General features: G+C 61.9%; 15 protein-coding genes. 9 read left to right on the top strand and 6 right to left on the bottom strand.

Annotation, left to right across the window (positions count from 1 at the left end; translation table 11 throughout):
- Window positions 1-28: 28 nt before the first annotated feature.
- The gene (locus LGQ03_RS13065) at window positions 29-1,459 is read right to left on the bottom strand and encodes a UdgX family uracil-DNA binding protein (protein ID WP_226748759.1); all 1,431 of its coding nucleotides are present in this window, start codon (window positions 1,457-1,459) and stop codon (window positions 29-31) included.
- A complete protein-coding gene (locus LGQ03_RS13070; protein WP_226748760.1) occupies window positions 1,459-2,691 on the bottom strand; it encodes a putative DNA modification/repair radical SAM protein in 1,233 nt (410 codons plus the stop codon). Before LGQ03_RS13070 ends, LGQ03_RS13065 begins: the two co-directional genes overlap by 1 nt.
- A gap of 98 nt (window positions 2,692-2,789) precedes the next feature.
- Here LGQ03_RS13070 and LGQ03_RS13075 point away from each other — a divergent pair, with 98 nt between their 5' ends.
- The 8 genes from LGQ03_RS13075 (at window position 2,790) to glpK (ending at window position 12,267) form a co-directional block, all read left to right on the top strand.
- Window positions 2,790-3,812, top strand: a complete 1,023-nt coding sequence (locus LGQ03_RS13075) for a LacI family DNA-binding transcriptional regulator (RefSeq protein WP_226748761.1) — start codon at window positions 2,790-2,792, stop codon at window positions 3,810-3,812.
- 71 nt (window positions 3,813-3,883) lie between these two features.
- A complete protein-coding gene (locus LGQ03_RS13080; protein WP_226748762.1) occupies window positions 3,884-5,242 on the top strand; it encodes an ABC transporter substrate-binding protein in 1,359 nt (452 codons plus the stop codon).
- Between the two features lie 89 nt (window positions 5,243-5,331).
- Complete coding sequence (locus tag LGQ03_RS13085) at window positions 5,332-6,312, top strand: carbohydrate ABC transporter permease (protein ID WP_090158614.1); 981 nt, start codon at window positions 5,332-5,334, stop codon at window positions 6,310-6,312.
- Window positions 6,313-6,322: 10 nt separating this feature from the next.
- Window positions 6,323-7,477: a carbohydrate ABC transporter permease gene (locus tag LGQ03_RS13090; protein WP_226748763.1), complete on the top strand. Its 1,155-nt coding sequence runs from the start codon at window positions 6,323-6,325 to the stop codon at window positions 7,475-7,477.
- An 11-nt stretch (window positions 7,478-7,488) separates the two neighbouring features.
- Window positions 7,489-8,580 carry an ABC transporter ATP-binding protein gene (locus LGQ03_RS13095; RefSeq protein ID WP_090158616.1) on the top strand — a complete coding sequence of 364 codons (1,092 nt, stop codon included), beginning with the start codon at window positions 7,489-7,491 and terminating at the stop codon, window positions 8,578-8,580.
- Between the two features lie 103 nt (window positions 8,581-8,683).
- The gene (aroQ, locus tag LGQ03_RS13100; protein ID WP_090158617.1) at window positions 8,684-9,115 is read left to right on the top strand and encodes a type II 3-dehydroquinate dehydratase; all 432 of its coding nucleotides are present in this window, start codon (window positions 8,684-8,686) and stop codon (window positions 9,113-9,115) included.
- Window positions 9,116-9,171: 56 nt separating this feature from the next.
- Window positions 9,172-10,737 (top strand): glycerol-3-phosphate dehydrogenase, encoded by a 1,566-nt coding sequence (glpD, locus tag LGQ03_RS13105; protein ID WP_226748764.1) that lies wholly within the window; start codon window positions 9,172-9,174, stop codon window positions 10,735-10,737.
- A 36-nt stretch (window positions 10,738-10,773) separates the two neighbouring features.
- Window positions 10,774-12,267: a glycerol kinase GlpK gene (gene glpK, locus LGQ03_RS13110; RefSeq protein ID WP_090158619.1), complete on the top strand. Its 1,494-nt coding sequence runs from the start codon at window positions 10,774-10,776 to the stop codon at window positions 12,265-12,267.
- On the opposite strand, the gene LGQ03_RS13115 is transcribed toward glpK, so the two are convergent.
- Window positions 12,252-12,698 (bottom strand): DMT family transporter, encoded by a 447-nt coding sequence (locus LGQ03_RS13115; RefSeq protein ID WP_226748765.1) that lies wholly within the window; start codon window positions 12,696-12,698, stop codon window positions 12,252-12,254. The two genes, glpK and LGQ03_RS13115, sit on opposite strands and share 16 nt — an antisense overlap.
- The gene (locus LGQ03_RS13120) at window positions 12,695-13,165 is read right to left on the bottom strand and encodes a DMT family transporter (RefSeq protein WP_090158621.1); all 471 of its coding nucleotides are present in this window, start codon (window positions 13,163-13,165) and stop codon (window positions 12,695-12,697) included. Before LGQ03_RS13120 ends, LGQ03_RS13115 begins: the two co-directional genes overlap by 4 nt.
- Before the next feature lie 174 nt (window positions 13,166-13,339).
- Here LGQ03_RS13120 and rpsD point away from each other — a divergent pair, with 174 nt between their 5' ends.
- Complete coding sequence (gene rpsD, locus LGQ03_RS13125) at window positions 13,340-13,960, top strand: 30S ribosomal protein S4 (protein ID WP_090158622.1); 621 nt, start codon at window positions 13,340-13,342, stop codon at window positions 13,958-13,960.
- 57 nt (window positions 13,961-14,017) lie between these two features.
- Here the strand turns inward: rpsD and LGQ03_RS13130 are convergent, their stop codons facing one another.
- Window positions 14,018-14,659: a hypothetical protein gene (locus LGQ03_RS13130; protein ID WP_226748766.1), complete on the bottom strand. Its 642-nt coding sequence runs from the start codon at window positions 14,657-14,659 to the stop codon at window positions 14,018-14,020.
- Between the two features lie 340 nt (window positions 14,660-14,999).
- On the bottom strand, window positions 15,000-16,379 hold the full coding sequence (locus tag LGQ03_RS13135; RefSeq protein ID WP_226748767.1) for a PQQ-dependent sugar dehydrogenase: 1,380 nt from the start codon (window positions 16,377-16,379) through the stop codon (window positions 15,000-15,002).
- Between the last annotated feature and the right edge of the window lie 6 nt (window positions 16,380-16,385).

Genomic DNA, 16,385 nt, shown 5'->3' on the forward strand with positions numbered 1-16,385 from the left:
GCGCTGCCCCCATGCCCCCGGGATATTTTCAACCAGAAGAAGACAGTGCGGCGAGGTGGTTTGTGGCCGCGCGCAGGTCTTGTGTAAACGCCGTTTCAGCGGCCGCGCTTTCGTGGTCGGGCAGGCGGAGCAGGTAGGATGGATGGACGGTCACAAAGATCGGTGTGCCGTCCGGGGCCGCCTCGATCTGGCCACGTCTTTTCAGCAGGCCGTTCCCGTCGCCTGTCAGGCTGGCAAGTGCGGTCGCACCCAGCGCGAGGATGAGTTTCGGTTTGACCAAGGCCCGTTCGGTATCGAGCCAGAATTTGCAATGCTGTACCTCTGACCTGTTCGGGTTCTGGTGGATGCGGCGTTTGGTGCCGTGTTTGAATTTGAAGTGTTTGACTGCGTTGGTCACGAAGGCCGCGTCGCGGTCGAGACCTGCCTGAGCTGCGAGGCGGTCGAACAATTGGCCTGCCGGGCCGACAAAGGGCTGGCCCAGGCTGTCCTCGGCGTCGCCGGGCTGTTCGCCGACGATCATCAATGCGGCATCGCGCGGTCCGGTTCCGGGGACAACCTGGGTTGCGGGGCCATGCAGTGGGCAGCGGGTGCATGTCTGCAAGCCAGCGTCGAGCAGGTTCCAGGACGCAGGCTGCGGTGTTTCGTTCAGCTGTTCGCGGATACGGGCGACGCGGGCGGGGGCCAGTGTCGGTGCCGCCTCGGCCATTTCGCGGACGCGGGCCTCGGCATTGGCGATCATGTCGGGGATGTGCTGCGCCTCTGGCATGTTTTTCCAGTATTTGCGCGGCATCTCTGACGTCATGGCTTTGACCTTCAACCGGGCGGGGTTGAAGATATTCTTGAAATAGGTGCCCCACAGCTCCTCTGCCGCGTCGTCGGGCAGGTCGGGTTTTTCCCGACCGGGATGAAAGGTGAGTTTGCCGTTGTTGAAGTCGGCAGTGACGTCTGGGGTCACGATCATCCAGTCCATGTCGGCAAAGCGGCGGGCGAAGAAGGGCGCGTTGGGTTCGAGCGTATGGTGTGTGGGTTCGAACCATGCGGCAAAGCTGCGGCGCGGCCCGCCGGTGCGCAGGTCGCGGAACCGGACAAACGCGCGCATCTTGTGTTTGCAGCGGTGCACGGCCTTTTCCATCTGGCGCAATTTCGCCAGATCGGCGTCGGCGCGGTCGGTCATCAGCCCCTTGTCGAGGCGTAGCCGCCAGAGCATGGCGTAGAGCCGCGCAAAACGTTGCGGATCATTGTGCCAGACAACCCATTTGGCCATTTCGACGAAATCGGCAGGCACCTTGACGGTGCCGCGCACGACGGGTGCGGGCAGGTCTGTGGCGAACAATTCACCCTCGCCGTTGTCGTAGTTCCACAGGATATCCTCGGGCGGGGTGCGGGCGGCCAGGCAGGCGCGGGCCGCATCGCGCCAGGCGTCCCAGGTGCCGATGCGGGGCAGGGGAATCGTCAGCATCAGAAGAGTGACAGCTGTTCCGGTGGCGGGGCAAAGCGGGCGCGCAGCGTGTCGCTGTCGGTCAGCCCGCCGGGGGTCCAGTCGGCGCAGGTGATGAACGCCTGCGCCTTTTTCAGCGAGGCACCGAGCCGCAGCAGGTCGTCATAGCGCAGCGTGCGATGGCGGCGGGTGGTCAGGATGCGGTGCACGGTTTTGGTGCCGAAGCCGGGGACGCGCAGCAGCATTTCGCGCGGGGCCGTGTTCACATCCAGCGGGAAATGATCGCGGTTGCGCAGGGCCCAGGCGAGTTTGGGATCAACCTCCAGGTCGAGATTGCCGTCCTTGGCGGTGGAGGTGATTTCGTTCACGCCAAAACCGTAGAACCGCATCAGCCAATCCGCCTGATAGAGGCGGTGTTCGCGCATCAGGGGTGGTTTGATCAGTGGCAGCTTTGCCGTGGCATCGGGGATCGGGGAAAAGGCGGAGTAGTAGACGCGGCGTAGTTTGTAATCGGCATAGAGTCCGGTGGACCGCGTCAGGATCGTCGCATCGGTGGCCCCGTCCGCGCCAACGATCATCTGCGTGCTTTGCCCGGCGGGGGCGAATTTCGGCGGTCGTTTGCCGGTGTGGCTGCGGTCCTTGGATGCGGCGTGGTGCTGGCGCACGCCGCCCATCGCGGCACGGATCGTGACCGGGTTCTTTTCGGGGGCAAAGGCCTGCACGGCACGGTCGGTCGGCAGTTCGACGTTGATCGACAAGCGGTCGGCGTGGCGGCCCGCCTCCTCGATCAGTTTGGGGTCGGCGTCGGGAATGGTTTTCAGGTGGATATAGCCGCGAAAGTTTTCGACCTCGCGCAGGCGCTGCGCGATGCGGACCATCTCGCCCATGGTGTCGTCGGGGTTGCGCACCACGCCGGACGACAAAAACAGCCCCTCGATATAGTTGCGACGGTAGAATTCGAGGGTCAACTGCACCACCTCGTCCACCGAGAACCGCGCGCGCGGGACGTTGGAGGACACGCGGTTCACGCAATAGGCGCAATCGTAGATGCAGAAATTCGTCATCAGGATTTTCAGCAGGCTGATGCAGCGGCCGTCCGGGGCATAGGCATGGCAGATGCCGGACCCTTCGGTGCTGCCCAGCCCCTTGCCGTCGCGGCTGTCGCGGCGGGTCGTGCCGGAGGATGCGCATGACGCGTCATAACGCGCCGCGTCCGAGAGAATCGCCAGTTTCTGATCCAGTGTCATAGCCATGTGTTCTTGATACGTTCTCATCACTGGTCGGGCAAGGGGCATTCCCTGCGACTGATCGCGCCGCTTGCAACTGTGGGGCGGGGTGGGGATGATACGGCATGGTAACGTTAAAAGACATTTCGCGTGATCTGGGGCTGTCGGTAACACAGGTCAGTCGCGCCCTGGGCGATCACACGGATGTGAACCCCCAGACAAAGCAGCGCGTGCGCGCGGCGGCGGACCGGCTGGGCTATCGACCCAATGCCGTTGCCCGTGGGCTCAAGACCGGTCGGTCCGGGATTGTCGCGATGGTGGTGTCCGGCACGCGCAGCCCCGAGGTCAGCGCCCATTTGCTGGAAATCGTGATGGGGTTGTCGGCCGAGTTTTCGCGAATCGGTTTGCGGTTCGTCCTGCATGTGGCGCAGCCCGACGAGGACACCGCGCAACTGCATGAGGATCTGTTTCTGGCAGGTGGTATCGACGGGTTCATCGTCATCAGCCCGCAGCGCCAGGATCCCCGCATCAAGGCCCTGCGACGGTTGGGGGCGGCATTCGTGGTGCATGGGCGTGATCCGGACCAGCGCCATGTGCACGTGGACATCGACAATTACGGCGTAGGCTACCGGCTGGCGGATCATCTGCTGGCGCGCGGACACCGGCGAATCGCGTTCCTGACCGCTGGGGACCATACGTTTTTCTCGCAGGAACGGGTGCGTGGATTGCGGCAGGCCTATGCTGACAGAGGGCTTGATTGTGCAGCGGCACAGGTGATCGGCATGCCGATGATCGCGCCTGAAGGATATCGCGCAACGCGGGACCTGTTGTCGCAAACACAACCACCGACGGCCATCATCGCGGGCAACACCATGCTGGCACGCGGGGTCTATGCCGCTGCGGCTGAGTGCAACGTCGCGATCCCTGACCGATTGTCCGTGATCACCCATGACGACGGGCTGGACCTGTTCGGCACCGATACATTTGATCCGCCCCTGGGAGGAACGATTTCACCTTTGTCTGATGCCTGGGTCAGTGTCGCGCGGACTTTGCAAAACATGATTGCTGCACAAAATGATGGGTTGATGGAATGCATATTACCGTTAGGGTTTAGGGAAGGCGGTTCGATTCAGTCAGTTTTAGATTGACGGCATACGCAGAATTTGCCCTAAATCCGAAACGTTTCGGAAAAGACAAACTGTTATCTGGGAGGATATCAATGACACGTACAACCACCGGCGTTAGCGCTATCGCGCTGATCACCGTTGCGGGCTCTGCCTTTGCGCAGGACCTGATCGTTCCGCAGGGCGAGGGCGATTTCGCCTGGGCCGCGCTGGAAGAGTTCGCAGCAAACAACGATTTCACGGGTGAAACGCTGAACGTGACAGGCGCCACCACGGGTGACGACGCACAGCGTTACCGCAACCTGTACGCCTATTTCGAACAGGCGACCGGTGCGACCGTCGAATATTCCGGTTCGGAATCCTTTGAGCAGGACATCGTGATCGCAGCACAGGCCGGTGGTCTGCCCGACGTGGCGTTGTTCCCGCAGCCCGGTCTGGCCAAGGATCTGGCCGCACAAGGCACGCTGGTTCCCGTCGCCGAAGGCATGACCAATTTCATGGTCGACAACTATGCAGCCGGCGAAAGCTGGAAGCAGCTGGCGACCTTCCCGGGGGCCGATGGCAACGAGGACGTGTTCGGTCTGTTCTTTGGTACGGACGTCAAATCGCTGGTCTGGTACGTGCCCGAGCAGTTCGAAGAGGCCGGTTATGACATTCCTGAAACCCAGGAAGAGCTGATGGCGCTGAGCCAGCAGATCGTCGAAGACGGTGGCACCCCGTGGTGCATCGGTCTGGGTTCCGGTGCAGCCACCGGCTGGCCCGCGACGGACTGGGTCGAGGACATGATGCTGCGCACTGCGTCTCTCGAAGACTATGACCGCTGGGTCAGCAACGACATGCCGTTCAACGATCCGATCGTCGTGAACGCCATCGAGCAGTATGGCATGTATGCCCTGACCGAAGGTTTCGCAGACGGCGGCCCAGAGGCCGCAGCGACGACCGACTTCCGCGACAGTCCCGATGGTCTGTTTGACTTCCCGCCCAAGTGCTACATGCACAAACAGGCATCGTTCATCCCGATCTTCTTTCCAGAGGGTGTCGAGGCCGGTACGGATGTAGAGTTCTTCTACTTCCCGCCGTTCGAGGCGAATTCCGATCTGGGTCGTCCGGTTCTGGGGTCCGGTGGTCTGGCGTCCGTGACCAACGATCGTCCTGTCACCACGGCGTTCATGGAATTCCTGGGCACGCCGATCGCACACGAGCTGATGATGACGCAGGGCCAGTTCCTGTCGCCCCACGTCGATGCGAACCTGGACATCTACACATCCGACGTGCAGCGCGCACTGGGTGAGATCCTGACCACGGCCACGTCGTTCCGTTTCGACGGTTCCGACCTGATGCCGGGCGAGATCGGCACGAACGCGTTCTGGACCGGCATGGTGGATTACACCACCGGTGCGGATGCACAGTCGGTTGCGGATGCGATCCAGAGCCGTTGGGACGAAATCAAGTAAACGCTTGATCTGACATGGCCGGGTCCCGCATCGGGGCCCGGCACCAATGCCGGTCATCCGGCGAAATGCCGCTTTGGGAGGGGACGCGCATGAACCCGGTTTTTCAGGGTCTGATCACAATTGGTATCGGCGTCGGGGGCATATTCCTGTACTTCGTCGCGTCCAATGCCTTGCTGGACAAGGTGCTGTTCCCGGCCAAAGGCAAGAACGCTTCTCGGAACATCAATCGCGCGAACACGGTCAGACCCTGGCTGTTTCTGGCACCCACCATCATCGCGCTGAGCCTGTATCTGGTCTATCCGGTGATCGGTTCGTTCTATCGGTCGTTGTTCAACCGGTCCGGGGACGAATTCGTCGCGTTCAGCAACTATACCACCATGTTCGCGTCGTCCGAATTCCGCACGGCATTCTGGAACAACGTCCTGTGGGCACTGGTCGTCCCGTCGGTATCGACCTTTTTGGGTTTGTTGATCGCGCAGCTGACCGACAAGCTGCGCTGGGGCAATATCGCCAAGTCGCTGATTTTCATGCCGATGGCGATTTCTTTCGTCGGCGCGTCGCTGATCTGGAAATTCGTCTACGCCATCGACCCCGAACTGGGCATCATCAACGCGATCCGCGTGAACATGTTCGGGCTGGACCCGCTGGACGTTCTGCAGGTCGCATTCTGGAACAACCTGTTCCTGATGGTCATCCTGATCTGGGTGCAGACCGGTTTCGCCATGGTGATCCTGTCGGCCGCCCTGCGTGGCATCCCCGAGGAAACCATCGAGGCCGCGATCATCGACGGTGCGAACCCGTTCCAGATCTTTTTCAAGATTCAGGTGCCGCAGATCACCAACACGATCATCGTCGTGTTCACGACGACGACGATCCTCGTGCTCAAGGTGTTCGACATCGTCTACGCCATGACGGGCGGCAACTTTAACACGCAGATTCTGCCCAGCTACATGATGCAATTCATGTTCCGCGATGACGGGCGCGCCACGGCCGTGGCCATCGTCATCATGCTGATCGTGACGCCCGTGATGATCCAGAACATCCGGCAAGCACGCGCCGAAATGCGCTGAGGGGGATACCATGGATAATATTGCAGGTAAAAAATCAGGTCTGACCATCGCGGTAAACATCACGGTGTTCCTGCTGGTGCTGATCTGGCTGATCCCGACCGTCGGTCTGTTCGTTTCGTCCTTTCGTGATCGCGATGCGATTTCATCGTCGGGCTGGTGGCTGGCGCCGTTTTCCACGGAACAGACGTTCCGTGGGCGGGGTGACGTGGAGTCCGTATCGCAGGATGGCGCGCTGTTTGTTTTGTCGGGCAATGTGTTTCAGGACCCCGAAATCGCGCCCGCATTTCCCAACGGTGAAGGCGACATCGTGGCGTTCGGTGATTCAGGCCGCGCGCCGGGTGAATACCCCGCAGGCGAGGTTGCTGATTTGGGCGACGGCGAAACACTGATCGTCGAGCCTAACGGCGACTATCTCTACACCGTCCCCGAGGACCCCGGAAACCGGGGGCCGCGCTACTATGTCGTGGCCTCGACGCCGCCCAACTTTACCCTCGACAATTACCGCACGGTGTTGAGCGCGGGCGGCATGGGACAGGCGTTCATCAACACGCTGACCGTGACCATCCCCACCACGATCATTCCGATCCTGATGGCGGCCTTTGCGGCCTATGCCCTGGCCTGGATGGATTTCAGGGGGCGGGCGTTCCTGATCGCGGCGATCATCGGCCTGCTGGTCGTGCCGTTGCAGCTCGCCCTCGTGCCGATGTTGCAGCTGCATTACAATCTGGGGATCGGGCAATCGTTCCTGGGGATCTGGCTGGCCCACTCGGCCTTTGGTCAACCGTTGGCGGTGTATCTGCTGCGCAACTACATGATCGGTCTGCCGCGCGACATCATCGAGAGTGCGCGTGTGGACGGCGGCACGGATTTCCAGATCTTCATGAAGATCATCCTGCCATTGTCGTTCCCCGCACTGGCGGCATTCGCGATTTTCCAGTTCCTGTGGACATGGAATGACCTGCTGATCGCCAAGGTGTTCCTGCCCAGTTCCGAAGAAGCCAAGGTCATGACCGTCAAGATCGCCGACGACCTGCTGGGATCGCGCGGCGGTGACTGGGGCATCCTTGCCGCTGCGGCCTTTGTTTCGATTTCGATCCCGCTCTTGGTGTTCTTTACCCTGCAACGCTACCTCGTCCGCGGCCTGTTGGCCGGTTCCGTGAAATAAGGAGACCTGTCATGGCTACTCTCAAACTGACCGACGTCGCCAAGACCTATGGTGGAACCGTCGACGTTCTGAAAAACATCAATCTCGACATCAAGAAGGGCGAGTTGATCGTTTTCGTCGGACCCTCTGGCTGCGGGAAATCCACGCTGCTGCGGATGATCGCCGGTCTGGAAAAGATTACGGGTGGTGAATTGCAGATCGACGGGCAGGTGGTGAACGATGTGCCACCGGCGCAGCGTGGCATCGCGATGGTGTTCCAATCCTACGCGCTGTACCCGCATATGACCGTGCGCGACAACATGACATTCGCGCTGAAACTCGCGAAAAAGTCCAAGGCCGAAATCGATGCGGCCGTTTCCAAGGCCGCCAAGATCCTGCAACTGGAACCCTATCTTGATCGTTTGCCCAAGGCCCTGTCGGGTGGTCAGCGCCAGCGCGTCGCCATCGGGCGGTCCATCGTGCGCGACCCCAAGGTCTATCTGTTCGACGAGCCACTCTCGAACCTCGATGCAGCACTGCGCGTGGCCACACGGATCGAGATTGCGCAGCTCAAGGAATCGATGCCCGACAGCACGATGATCTATGTGACGCACGATCAGGTGGAGGCGATGACGCTGGCCAGCCGCATCGTGGTTCTGGCGAACAAGGGAATCGCGCAGGTCGGCACGCCGCTGGAACTGTATGAGCGGCCCGAAAACGAGTTTGTCGCGCAATTCATCGGCTCACCCGCGATGAACCTGTTGTCGGGTGAGATCGTCGAGACCGGCGAACAGACCCGCGTGAAACTGGACGGCGGTGGCACCGTACTGGCCGCCGTGCCGACGCAGGCCGCCGACAAGGGCCTGAAAGTCAACGTGGGCGTCCGGCCAGAGGACCTGTATGAGGCGCAAGGTGGCGATTATATCTTCGATGCCAAGGTGAACATCACCGAAGCCCTGGGCGAGGTGACGTTGCTGTATTTCGAACCGCAGGGCGATCAGGATGCGCTGATCGGCAAGCTGCCGGGCATTCACGGTGATCTGCGCGGCAAGCCGGTCAAGATGACGGCCAAGCCCGAAAAGGTGCAGATTTTCCACAACGGTCATTCGCTGCACTACCGCTGATCCAGCGGCCACACTTTGCATCGGCGCGCCACATCGGCGCGCCTTTTGCGTTACATGGGGCGCGATTTGGGGCATGGTCCGGCCAAAGACCCAAGGAAACGCCATGCCAACCATTCTGATCCTGAACGGCCCGAACCTGAACCTGTTGGGCCAGCGCCAGCCCGAAATCTATGGGGCCGATACGCTGGATGACGTGGCCGACCAGTGCCGCGCGGTCGTAGGCGACGCCGCAGAGCTGCGGTTCGCACAGTCCAACCACGAAGGCGCGCTGGTCGATCTGATCCAAGAGGCACGTGGCACCACGGATGCCATCGTCATCAATCCGGGGGCCTATTCGCATACCTCGGTCGCGATCCTGGATGCGCTGAACGCCTATGACGGCGCAGTGATCGAGGTGCATATCTCGAACATCCACAAGCGCGAGGCGTTTCGTCATCATTCCTATGTCTCTGGTCGCGCCGATGCGGTGATTGCCGGACTGGGGGTTGAGGGATACGCCGCAGCGCTGCGGCGTTTGATGCAACTTTTGTCCTGACGGTTTCATTCCATCGCCGATGCCTTAGGTGAGGGGCAGACGCGAAGGAATGGATCATGGACTACGATATTTTTGTTATCGGCGGCGGCATCAACGGTGCGGGCATTGCGCGGGATGCGTCCGGGCGCGGGTTGCGCACGGGGCTGGCGGAAATGAACGATCTGGCCTCTGCCACGTCCAGCGCCTCGACCAAGCTGTTTCACGGCGGCCTGCGCTATCTGGAGTATTTCGAGATCAATCTGGTGCGTCATGCGCTGGCGGAACGCGAAACGCTGCTGCGTGCGATGCCGCATATTTCCTGGCCGATGCGGTTCGTGCTGCCCTACGCGCCCGAAATGCGGTTCGAGGGTGAGACGCCGACGTCAAAAATCCTCAACGTCGTGATGCCCTGGATGAAGGGCCGTCGCCCGATGTGGCTGATCCGACTGGGCCTGTTCTTGTACGACAACCTTGGCGGTCGCACGATCCTGCCGGGGACCAAAACGCTGGACCTGACCACCGGACCAGAGGGTGCCCCGCTGGAGGATCGGTTCAAGGTCGCCTACGAGTATTCGGATTGCTGGATCGAGGACAGCCGGTTGGTTGTGTTGAACGCCCGTGACGCCGAGGCGCGTGGCGCGGATATCATGACGCGCACCCGTGTGGTTGCCGCCCACCGGACGGGCGATCACTGGACCATTGATCTGGACGGCCCGGATGGCGCGCGCAGCGTCACCGCGCGGGCGCTGGTCAACGCAGGCGGCCCTTGGGTCGGCAACATCATCCACGATACCGTCCACGTCGACAGCACCGAGGGCGTGCGTCTGGTGCGCGGCAGCCATATCGTGACCCGCCGCCTGTTCGATCACGACAAGGCATATTTCTTTCAGGGTGAGGACGGGCGCATCATTTTCGCCATTCCCTACGAGACCGATTTCACGCTGATCGGAACGACGGACGCGGCCCACGAAAACCCCGACGAAAAACCGGTCTGCACCCCGGAAGAGGCGCAGTATCTGGTCGATTTCGCCAATGGTTATTTCAAGGACGACATCAGCACCGACGATATCGTCTGGACCTATTCCGGTGTGCGGCCGCTTTATGACGACGGTGCCAAATCCGCGACGGCCGCGACCCGCGATTATGTGCTCAAGGTCGAGGCTGACGGCGGCGCGCCGATCCTGAACATTTTTGGCGGCAAGATCACGACCTATCGCAAACTGGCCGAGGATGCGATGGACAAGCTGGCCCCATACTTTGACGATCTGCCGCCGAAATGGTCGGCGGGTGTGGCCATGCCCGGCGGTGATTTCCCGGTCGAGGACGTGGCCGCTATGATCGCAGGCTTGCAGTCCGACTATCCGTTTCTGACACCCTATTGGGCGGGCCGTCTGATCCGCGCCTACGGCACCGAGGCACGCGATATTCTGGGCGATGCGAAAACGGCCGGGGACCTTGGCCCCGATTTTGGTGCGACCCTGACCGGGGCAGAGGTGCGTTGGCTGATGACCCGCGAATTCGCGCGCACGGCAGAGGACGTGGTCTGGCGACGCACGAAACTGGGTCTGCGTCTGGATGCAGATCAGATTGCGGCCTTGGATCGCTGGATGGCAGAAGCGGACTTTTCGACCCTCGCCAAATAGGCGATGATGCACATCCGGCGTCAGGGAGGAACCGACATGAGCAAACATATTCTGGCCATTGATCAGGGCACCACGTCATCGCGGGCAATCCTGTTCGACGCAGAGATGGTACCCGTGGCGACGGCCCAAGAGGAATTTCCCCAGCATTTTCCGCAGTCGGGTTGGGTCGAACACGATCCGGCCGATCTGTGGACCTCGACGGCTGCGACCTGTCGGTCGGTGATCGAACGCGCGGGTCTGCGCGTCGGCGACATTGCCGCCATCGGCATCACAAACCAGCGCGAAACGACCGTGGTCTGGGACAAGACCACGGGCGAGGCGATCCACAATGCGATCGTCTGGCAGGACCGCCGCACCACCGCGATTTGCCGCGATCTGGCGGGTCACGCCGACACGGTGACAGCCAAGACAGGCCTGTTGCTTGACCCGTATTTTTCAGGGACCAAGCTGAAGTGGATCCTGGACAACGTCGAAGGGGCCCGCGAGCGCGCCCGCAACGGAGAGTTGCTGTTCGGCACCGTCGACAGCTGGCTGATCTGGAAACTGACGGGTGGTGCGTCGCATGTGACCGACGCCACGAATGCCTGCCGCACGATGCTGTATGACATTCACAACGGACGCTGGTCCTCGACCATCTGCGATCTGCTGGATATCCCGCAGCAGATGCTGCCGCAGGTGATGGATTGCGCCGCTGATTTCGGTGTCACGCGCCCCGATCTGTTCGGTGCTGAAATCCCGATTCTGGGTGTGGCTGGGGACCAGCAGGCGGCGACGCTAGGGCAGGCCTGTTTCCAGCCCGGCATGTTGAAATCCACCTACGGCACCGGGTGTTTCGCGCTGTTGAACACGGGCGATACGCCCGTCGCCAGCACCTCGCGGCTGTTGACGACCATCGCCTACCAGCTGGACGGCAAACCCACCTACGCGCTGGAGGGGTCTATTTTCATCGCGGGGGCCGTGGTGCAATGGCTGCGCGACGGGCTGAAGCTGATCCGCGAGGCAAAGGAAACACAGCCCCTCGCCGAAGCATCGGACCCCGCGCAGGACGTGGTCCTGGTCCCGGCCTTTACGGGGCTTGGCGCACCCTATTGGAACGCCGATTGCCGGGGTGCGATTTTCGGTATGTCGCGCAACACCGGACCCGAGGAATTTGCGCGTGCCGCGCTGGAATCCGTGGGCTACCAAACGCGTGACCTGCTGGACGCGATGCGCGCCGACTGGCAGGGGCAGGCGGGTGATGCCGCGCTGCGCGTCGACGGCGGCATGAGCGCGTCCGACTACGCCATGCAGTTCCTGTCGGACATCATCGGTGCGCGTGTTGACCGTCCGAAGGTGTTGGAAACGACCGCGATGGGGGCGGCCTGGCTGGCAGGCTACCGCGCGGGGCTGTATCCCGATCAGGACGGCTTTGCCGCGACATGGGCGCTGGACCGGACGTTCGATCCGCAGATGGACCCGGACAAGCGGGCGGAGAAATATGGCCGTTGGCAGCGGGCCGTGCAGGCGACGCTGACCTATACCGGCGACTGAGCGGCCTTCACCTTTGGTGCGCGGCTGACCCACATCCCGGCGAGGATCAGCGCCACCCCGATCGTGCGCGCCAGCGGTGACCCCGGCGCGCCCGTAATCAGGTCGATTACTACGCCCGACACCATCTGGCCTGCGATGATCAGCAGGGCGGTCTGCGCCGCCCCGATCCGCGTGACAAGCCAGCTGGAGGCCGCAATGAACACGACGCCGCCCGTGCCGCCCAGCCAGGCCCACCACGGGACCTGGGCCACTTGGGCATCGCGCAACCCGCCAAAGATCAACGCGGCGATGGTCAGGGCGACAGCACCCACGATGTGATTCCAGAACGACGATTCCAGCGCCGAGGTATTGAGGCTGAGACGCCCGTTGATCTGGCGGCTGAGGATCACCAGAACACCGGCGGCAAAGGCCACGAGGACGGGCAGGATCATGCTGCCCCCCCGAGGAAGATCAGAACCAGCGATCCGGTCACGATCAGCGCGAGTGCGGCCATGTCCCGCGCGCTTGGCATCCGTTGCCGCAGACCGAACAACCCGCGTGCGTCCGCGATCAGGCTGAACACCATCTGTCCCGCGAGCCCGATCGCCAACGTCCCGGACAGCGCCAGCGGCGTGTTCAAGGCATAGGACGTGGCCATCACGGTGACGGCCCCCGACAAACCACCTGCATAGGACCACAGCGGCGGGCGCACCCGGCTTGTGCGGCCGGGGCGCAGGATCGCCAGCGCGATCAGGGCCGCCACCGTGCCCGTGGCGTGTGGCACCCAACTGGAAAACAGCAATGACCCGTATTGCGCCAGCGTGCCGTTGAACAGCACCATCAGTGACAACAGCCCGCCCGCGCCGAAGGCTGCGAGAAAGGCGAGCGGATGGGTCGGGGATTGTGTCGGGTCTGTCATGGGCGCAGATGTGACTCCAATGCCCTGCAGGCACAAGCCCGCATGGTATTGACAGCGTCGCGCACATGACCTAAGCGCCCCGGACACTGGTGTTGGTGGCCCTCGCAAGGGGATGCCTGTCGGGGGTAACCCAAAGGACAACGCCCTTCGTAACGCAAATGAAGGAGATCAGCCGTGACCAAACGCACGTCTGCCAAGTACAAGATCGACCGCCGCATGGGCGAAAACATCTGGGGCCGTCCCAAGTCCCCGGTCAACCGTCGTGAATATGGCCCCGGCCAGCACGGCCAGCGCCGCAAGGGCAAGGTTTCCGACTTTGGTCTGCAGCTGCGCGCCAAGCAGAAGCTGAAAGGCTACTACGGCGACCTGACCGAAAAGCAGTTCCGCCGCATCTACGGTGAAGCCGAGCGCGTCAAGGGCGACACCGGTGAAAACCTGATCGGCCTGCTGGAGCGTCGTCTGGACGCCGTCGTTTACCGCGCCAAGTTCGTGGCAACCGTTTTTGCCGCACGCCAGTTCGTGAACCACGGCCACGTCACCGTGAACGGCAAGCGCGTCAACATCCCGTCCTACCGCGTCAAGGAAGGCGACATCATCGCCGTTCGTGACAAGTCCAAGCAGCTGGAAATGGTGCTGGTCGCCGCGCAACTGCCAGAGCGTGACGTGCCCGATTACATGGAAGTCGACCATTCCAAGATGACCGCGACCTTCGTCCGCACCCCCACGCTGGGTGATGTCCCTTATCCAGTGACGATGGAACCCAACCTGGTCGTCGAATTCTACGCCAAGAACTAATCGGTTCTGGCAAGCGATACGAAAGGCCGCCCCTCGGGGCGGCCTTTTGCGTTTGAATCAGCCGTTTTGTGTCGTGGCCACGAACCGGGTGAACGGATCATCTGACGCAAAAGGCAGCAGCGCCTCTGCCCTCGCTGGATAGACCGCGTTCAGGTGCGTTTGCGCCCAAGTTTTGGCCTGCACCGGATCGGGCCATGGGCGGTCGGGGGTGGCGCCGAAATCCTCTGCCGGGGTCAGCAAGAGGGTCGCGCGGTCCTCGATGCTGCGGTAGCCCATCGTGATGAGCGTGATGAAATCGGTGGCGTCCTTGGCGATGGTAAAGGCGTCCCCCTCTGATCCCAGAAACACGAATGACATCGCGTCTGCCCGCTGCCAGACCGCGATGTGACTCCCGTCAGCGCCGCAGCGGACCAGCGGGTGCAGGGTCTGATCTGGCAGGTCCTTGCCGAACCAGTGGCGGATCAGGTCGGTTTCGATCACGAATGCCAGATGCGACCAAAGCTGTTCGGACGGGTCGACGGGTAACGTAGGTAAAAACAACCTGTCACTGCGCGGATAGGACCGGGTCTGTTTTTCGCGTTCAAGCCAGCCGATGAAATCCCAAACCTCGGACGGCAGCGTGATCCCGGCGGGCAGGGACGCACGCAGGTCGCGGGCAAAGTCGATGCGTTTGATCTGGCCGAACAAGGCATCCTCCATCGGGTTTTGCGATTTTTGCAGTGGAGGGAGTCAAGCGCAAGGTGGCCGGGGGGCTGGCGGCGTGTTATCCAAGTTGCAGTTTTTCGCGGGAACCCGACCTTTGCAATGCGGATGCCCACCGTGGCGGTTGCGATCAGCTTTCCTTCATTGCGCCGAAACGTTTCTGCGGTCGAACCTGTGGGATTCAGACGTGCAGCAGGATCAAGGTGGTGTTCCATTGTTGATGAATATTAACCGCGACCAGACGAAGGGCGCGCCCGAGGATGCAGACCAACGGTCTGATGTCTGATGACAACGACGCCAAGGACCGCCCCGTAGGGCGGCCCGAGGGTTCTTCGATTTAGTTTGAGTTTTCGGTTTCCGTTTCCTCGGCCTCTGACTGCGACTCGTCGGTTGGGGCGTCATATGTCACGCGCCAGACGGTGTTGCCGGTGTCATCGGCGATGAACATCGCGCCATCGGGGGCGAATTCGACATCGACGGGACGTCCCCAGACCTCTGCCCGCTGGTCGTTTTCAACCCAGAAACCGGTGGCAAAGTTTTCATATGTCCCGGTTGGCATACCATTCTCGAACGGCGCGAACACGACCTTGTAGCCGGTGGGCTGGGTGCGGTTCCACGATCCCTTGAACGCGACAAAGGCACCGTTCTGATACGCCTCTGGCAGTTGCGTGCCGTCCTCGGGGAATTCGAGGTCCATCGCGGCGGAATGCGGCTGGAACAGCATGTCGGGTTCAAGCGCGGCTGCGACCTTGTCCGGGGCCTGTTCGGCGAAACCGGGCTGCGGGTTCTGACCGATGTAGGAATAGGGCCAGCCATAGAAGCCGTCCTGTTGCACGTTGATCAGGAAATCGGGCACGAGGTCATCGCCCGTGCCGTCGCGTTCCTGCACGACCGCGAACAGATCACCGCTGTCGGGATGGATCGCCAGACCTGCGGGGTTACGCACACCGGTGGCCACGGTGCCGATCAGTGATCCATCGGGGTTGAAGGCCTGAATGGACGCAGGCACGCCCGGTTCGACCGAGATATTCCCGTTCGATCCGATCCCGACATAAAGGGTGCCGTCGTCACCGATGGCGATGTCGCGGTTGACGTGACCAAAGGGGCCATCGCCGAACGCGCCCTCTGGCGTGATCATGGTCTGGCCGGAAAAATCATGCTGCGGCACGCGTTCGTCCTGCGGCACTTCATCGACGGTCTGGTTTTGCGATCCGACGATGCGGATGCGGCCCTCGGTATAGGGCATGGCCCAGATGCCCATCAGATCGGCGACAAGGATTTGCGGACCCTCTGCCCCGTCGCGGTAACTGACACCGTAGGGTGCGGTGAACGGCTCGGCGTAGCGCGAGATCGTTTCCGCCGATCCGTCGCCGTCACCGTCGCGCAGCAAGGCGATATAGCCTGCCGACTGGTGGGCCACCAGAACATCGCCATTGGGCAGCACTTCAACTTGGCGCGGGGCATCTTGCAATTGTGCGAACAGCGTCGCGGTAAAGCCCTCGGGCACGTTCAGTTGCGGGGGGGTGTCTGCCAGCCGCAGGGCGGTATTGTTGACGTTCGGCCCCGTGTAGGGTTCGGGTGCCTGGTCCATCGTGTAACGGAATGACAGCCCGACGGTGCGTTCCTGTTCGGGGGTCGCCTGACTGGACGGGATCGGTTCGTCCGTCGTTTCCTGTGCGAATACGGGTGCAGCAAGCGCGGCGGTGGCGGTGGTCATCAGAAG

This window comes from Loktanella gaetbuli, assembly GCF_020531945.1.
GTDB classification, from domain to species: domain Bacteria; phylum Pseudomonadota; class Alphaproteobacteria; order Rhodobacterales; family Rhodobacteraceae; genus Loktanella; species Loktanella gaetbuli.

Excerpts from the sequence above, each read along its gene's own strand:
- LGQ03_RS13065 (WP_226748759.1), bottom strand. The coding sequence starts at position 1,459 with ATGCTGACGATTCCCCTGCCCCGCATCGGCACCTGGGACGCCTGGCGC.
- LGQ03_RS13070 (WP_226748760.1), bottom strand. The coding sequence starts at position 2,691 with ATGGCTATGACACTGGATCAGAAACTGGCGATTCTCTCGGACGCGGCG.
- LGQ03_RS13075 (WP_226748761.1), top strand. The coding sequence starts at position 2,790 with ATGGTAACGTTAAAAGACATTTCGCGTGATCTGGGGCTGTCGGTAACA.
- LGQ03_RS13080 (WP_226748762.1), top strand. The coding sequence starts at position 3,884 with ATGACACGTACAACCACCGGCGTTAGCGCTATCGCGCTGATCACCGTT.
- LGQ03_RS13085 (WP_090158614.1), top strand. The coding sequence starts at position 5,332 with ATGAACCCGGTTTTTCAGGGTCTGATCACAATTGGTATCGGCGTCGGG.
- LGQ03_RS13090 (WP_226748763.1), top strand. The coding sequence starts at position 6,323 with ATGGATAATATTGCAGGTAAAAAATCAGGTCTGACCATCGCGGTAAAC.
- LGQ03_RS13095 (WP_090158616.1), top strand. The coding sequence starts at position 7,489 with ATGGCTACTCTCAAACTGACCGACGTCGCCAAGACCTATGGTGGAACC.
- aroQ (WP_090158617.1), top strand. The coding sequence starts at position 8,684 with ATGCCAACCATTCTGATCCTGAACGGCCCGAACCTGAACCTGTTGGGC.
- glpD (WP_226748764.1), top strand. The coding sequence starts at position 9,172 with ATGGACTACGATATTTTTGTTATCGGCGGCGGCATCAACGGTGCGGGC.
- glpK (WP_090158619.1), top strand. The coding sequence starts at position 10,774 with ATGAGCAAACATATTCTGGCCATTGATCAGGGCACCACGTCATCGCGG.
- LGQ03_RS13115 (WP_226748765.1), bottom strand. The coding sequence starts at position 12,698 with ATGATCCTGCCCGTCCTCGTGGCCTTTGCCGCCGGTGTTCTGGTGATC.
- LGQ03_RS13120 (WP_090158621.1), bottom strand. The coding sequence starts at position 13,165 with ATGACAGACCCGACACAATCCCCGACCCATCCGCTCGCCTTTCTCGCA.
- LGQ03_RS13130 (WP_226748766.1), bottom strand. The coding sequence starts at position 14,659 with ATGGAGGATGCCTTGTTCGGCCAGATCAAACGCATCGACTTTGCCCGC.
- LGQ03_RS13135 (WP_226748767.1), bottom strand. The coding sequence starts at position 16,379 with ATGACCACCGCCACCGCCGCGCTTGCTGCACCCGTATTCGCACAGGAA.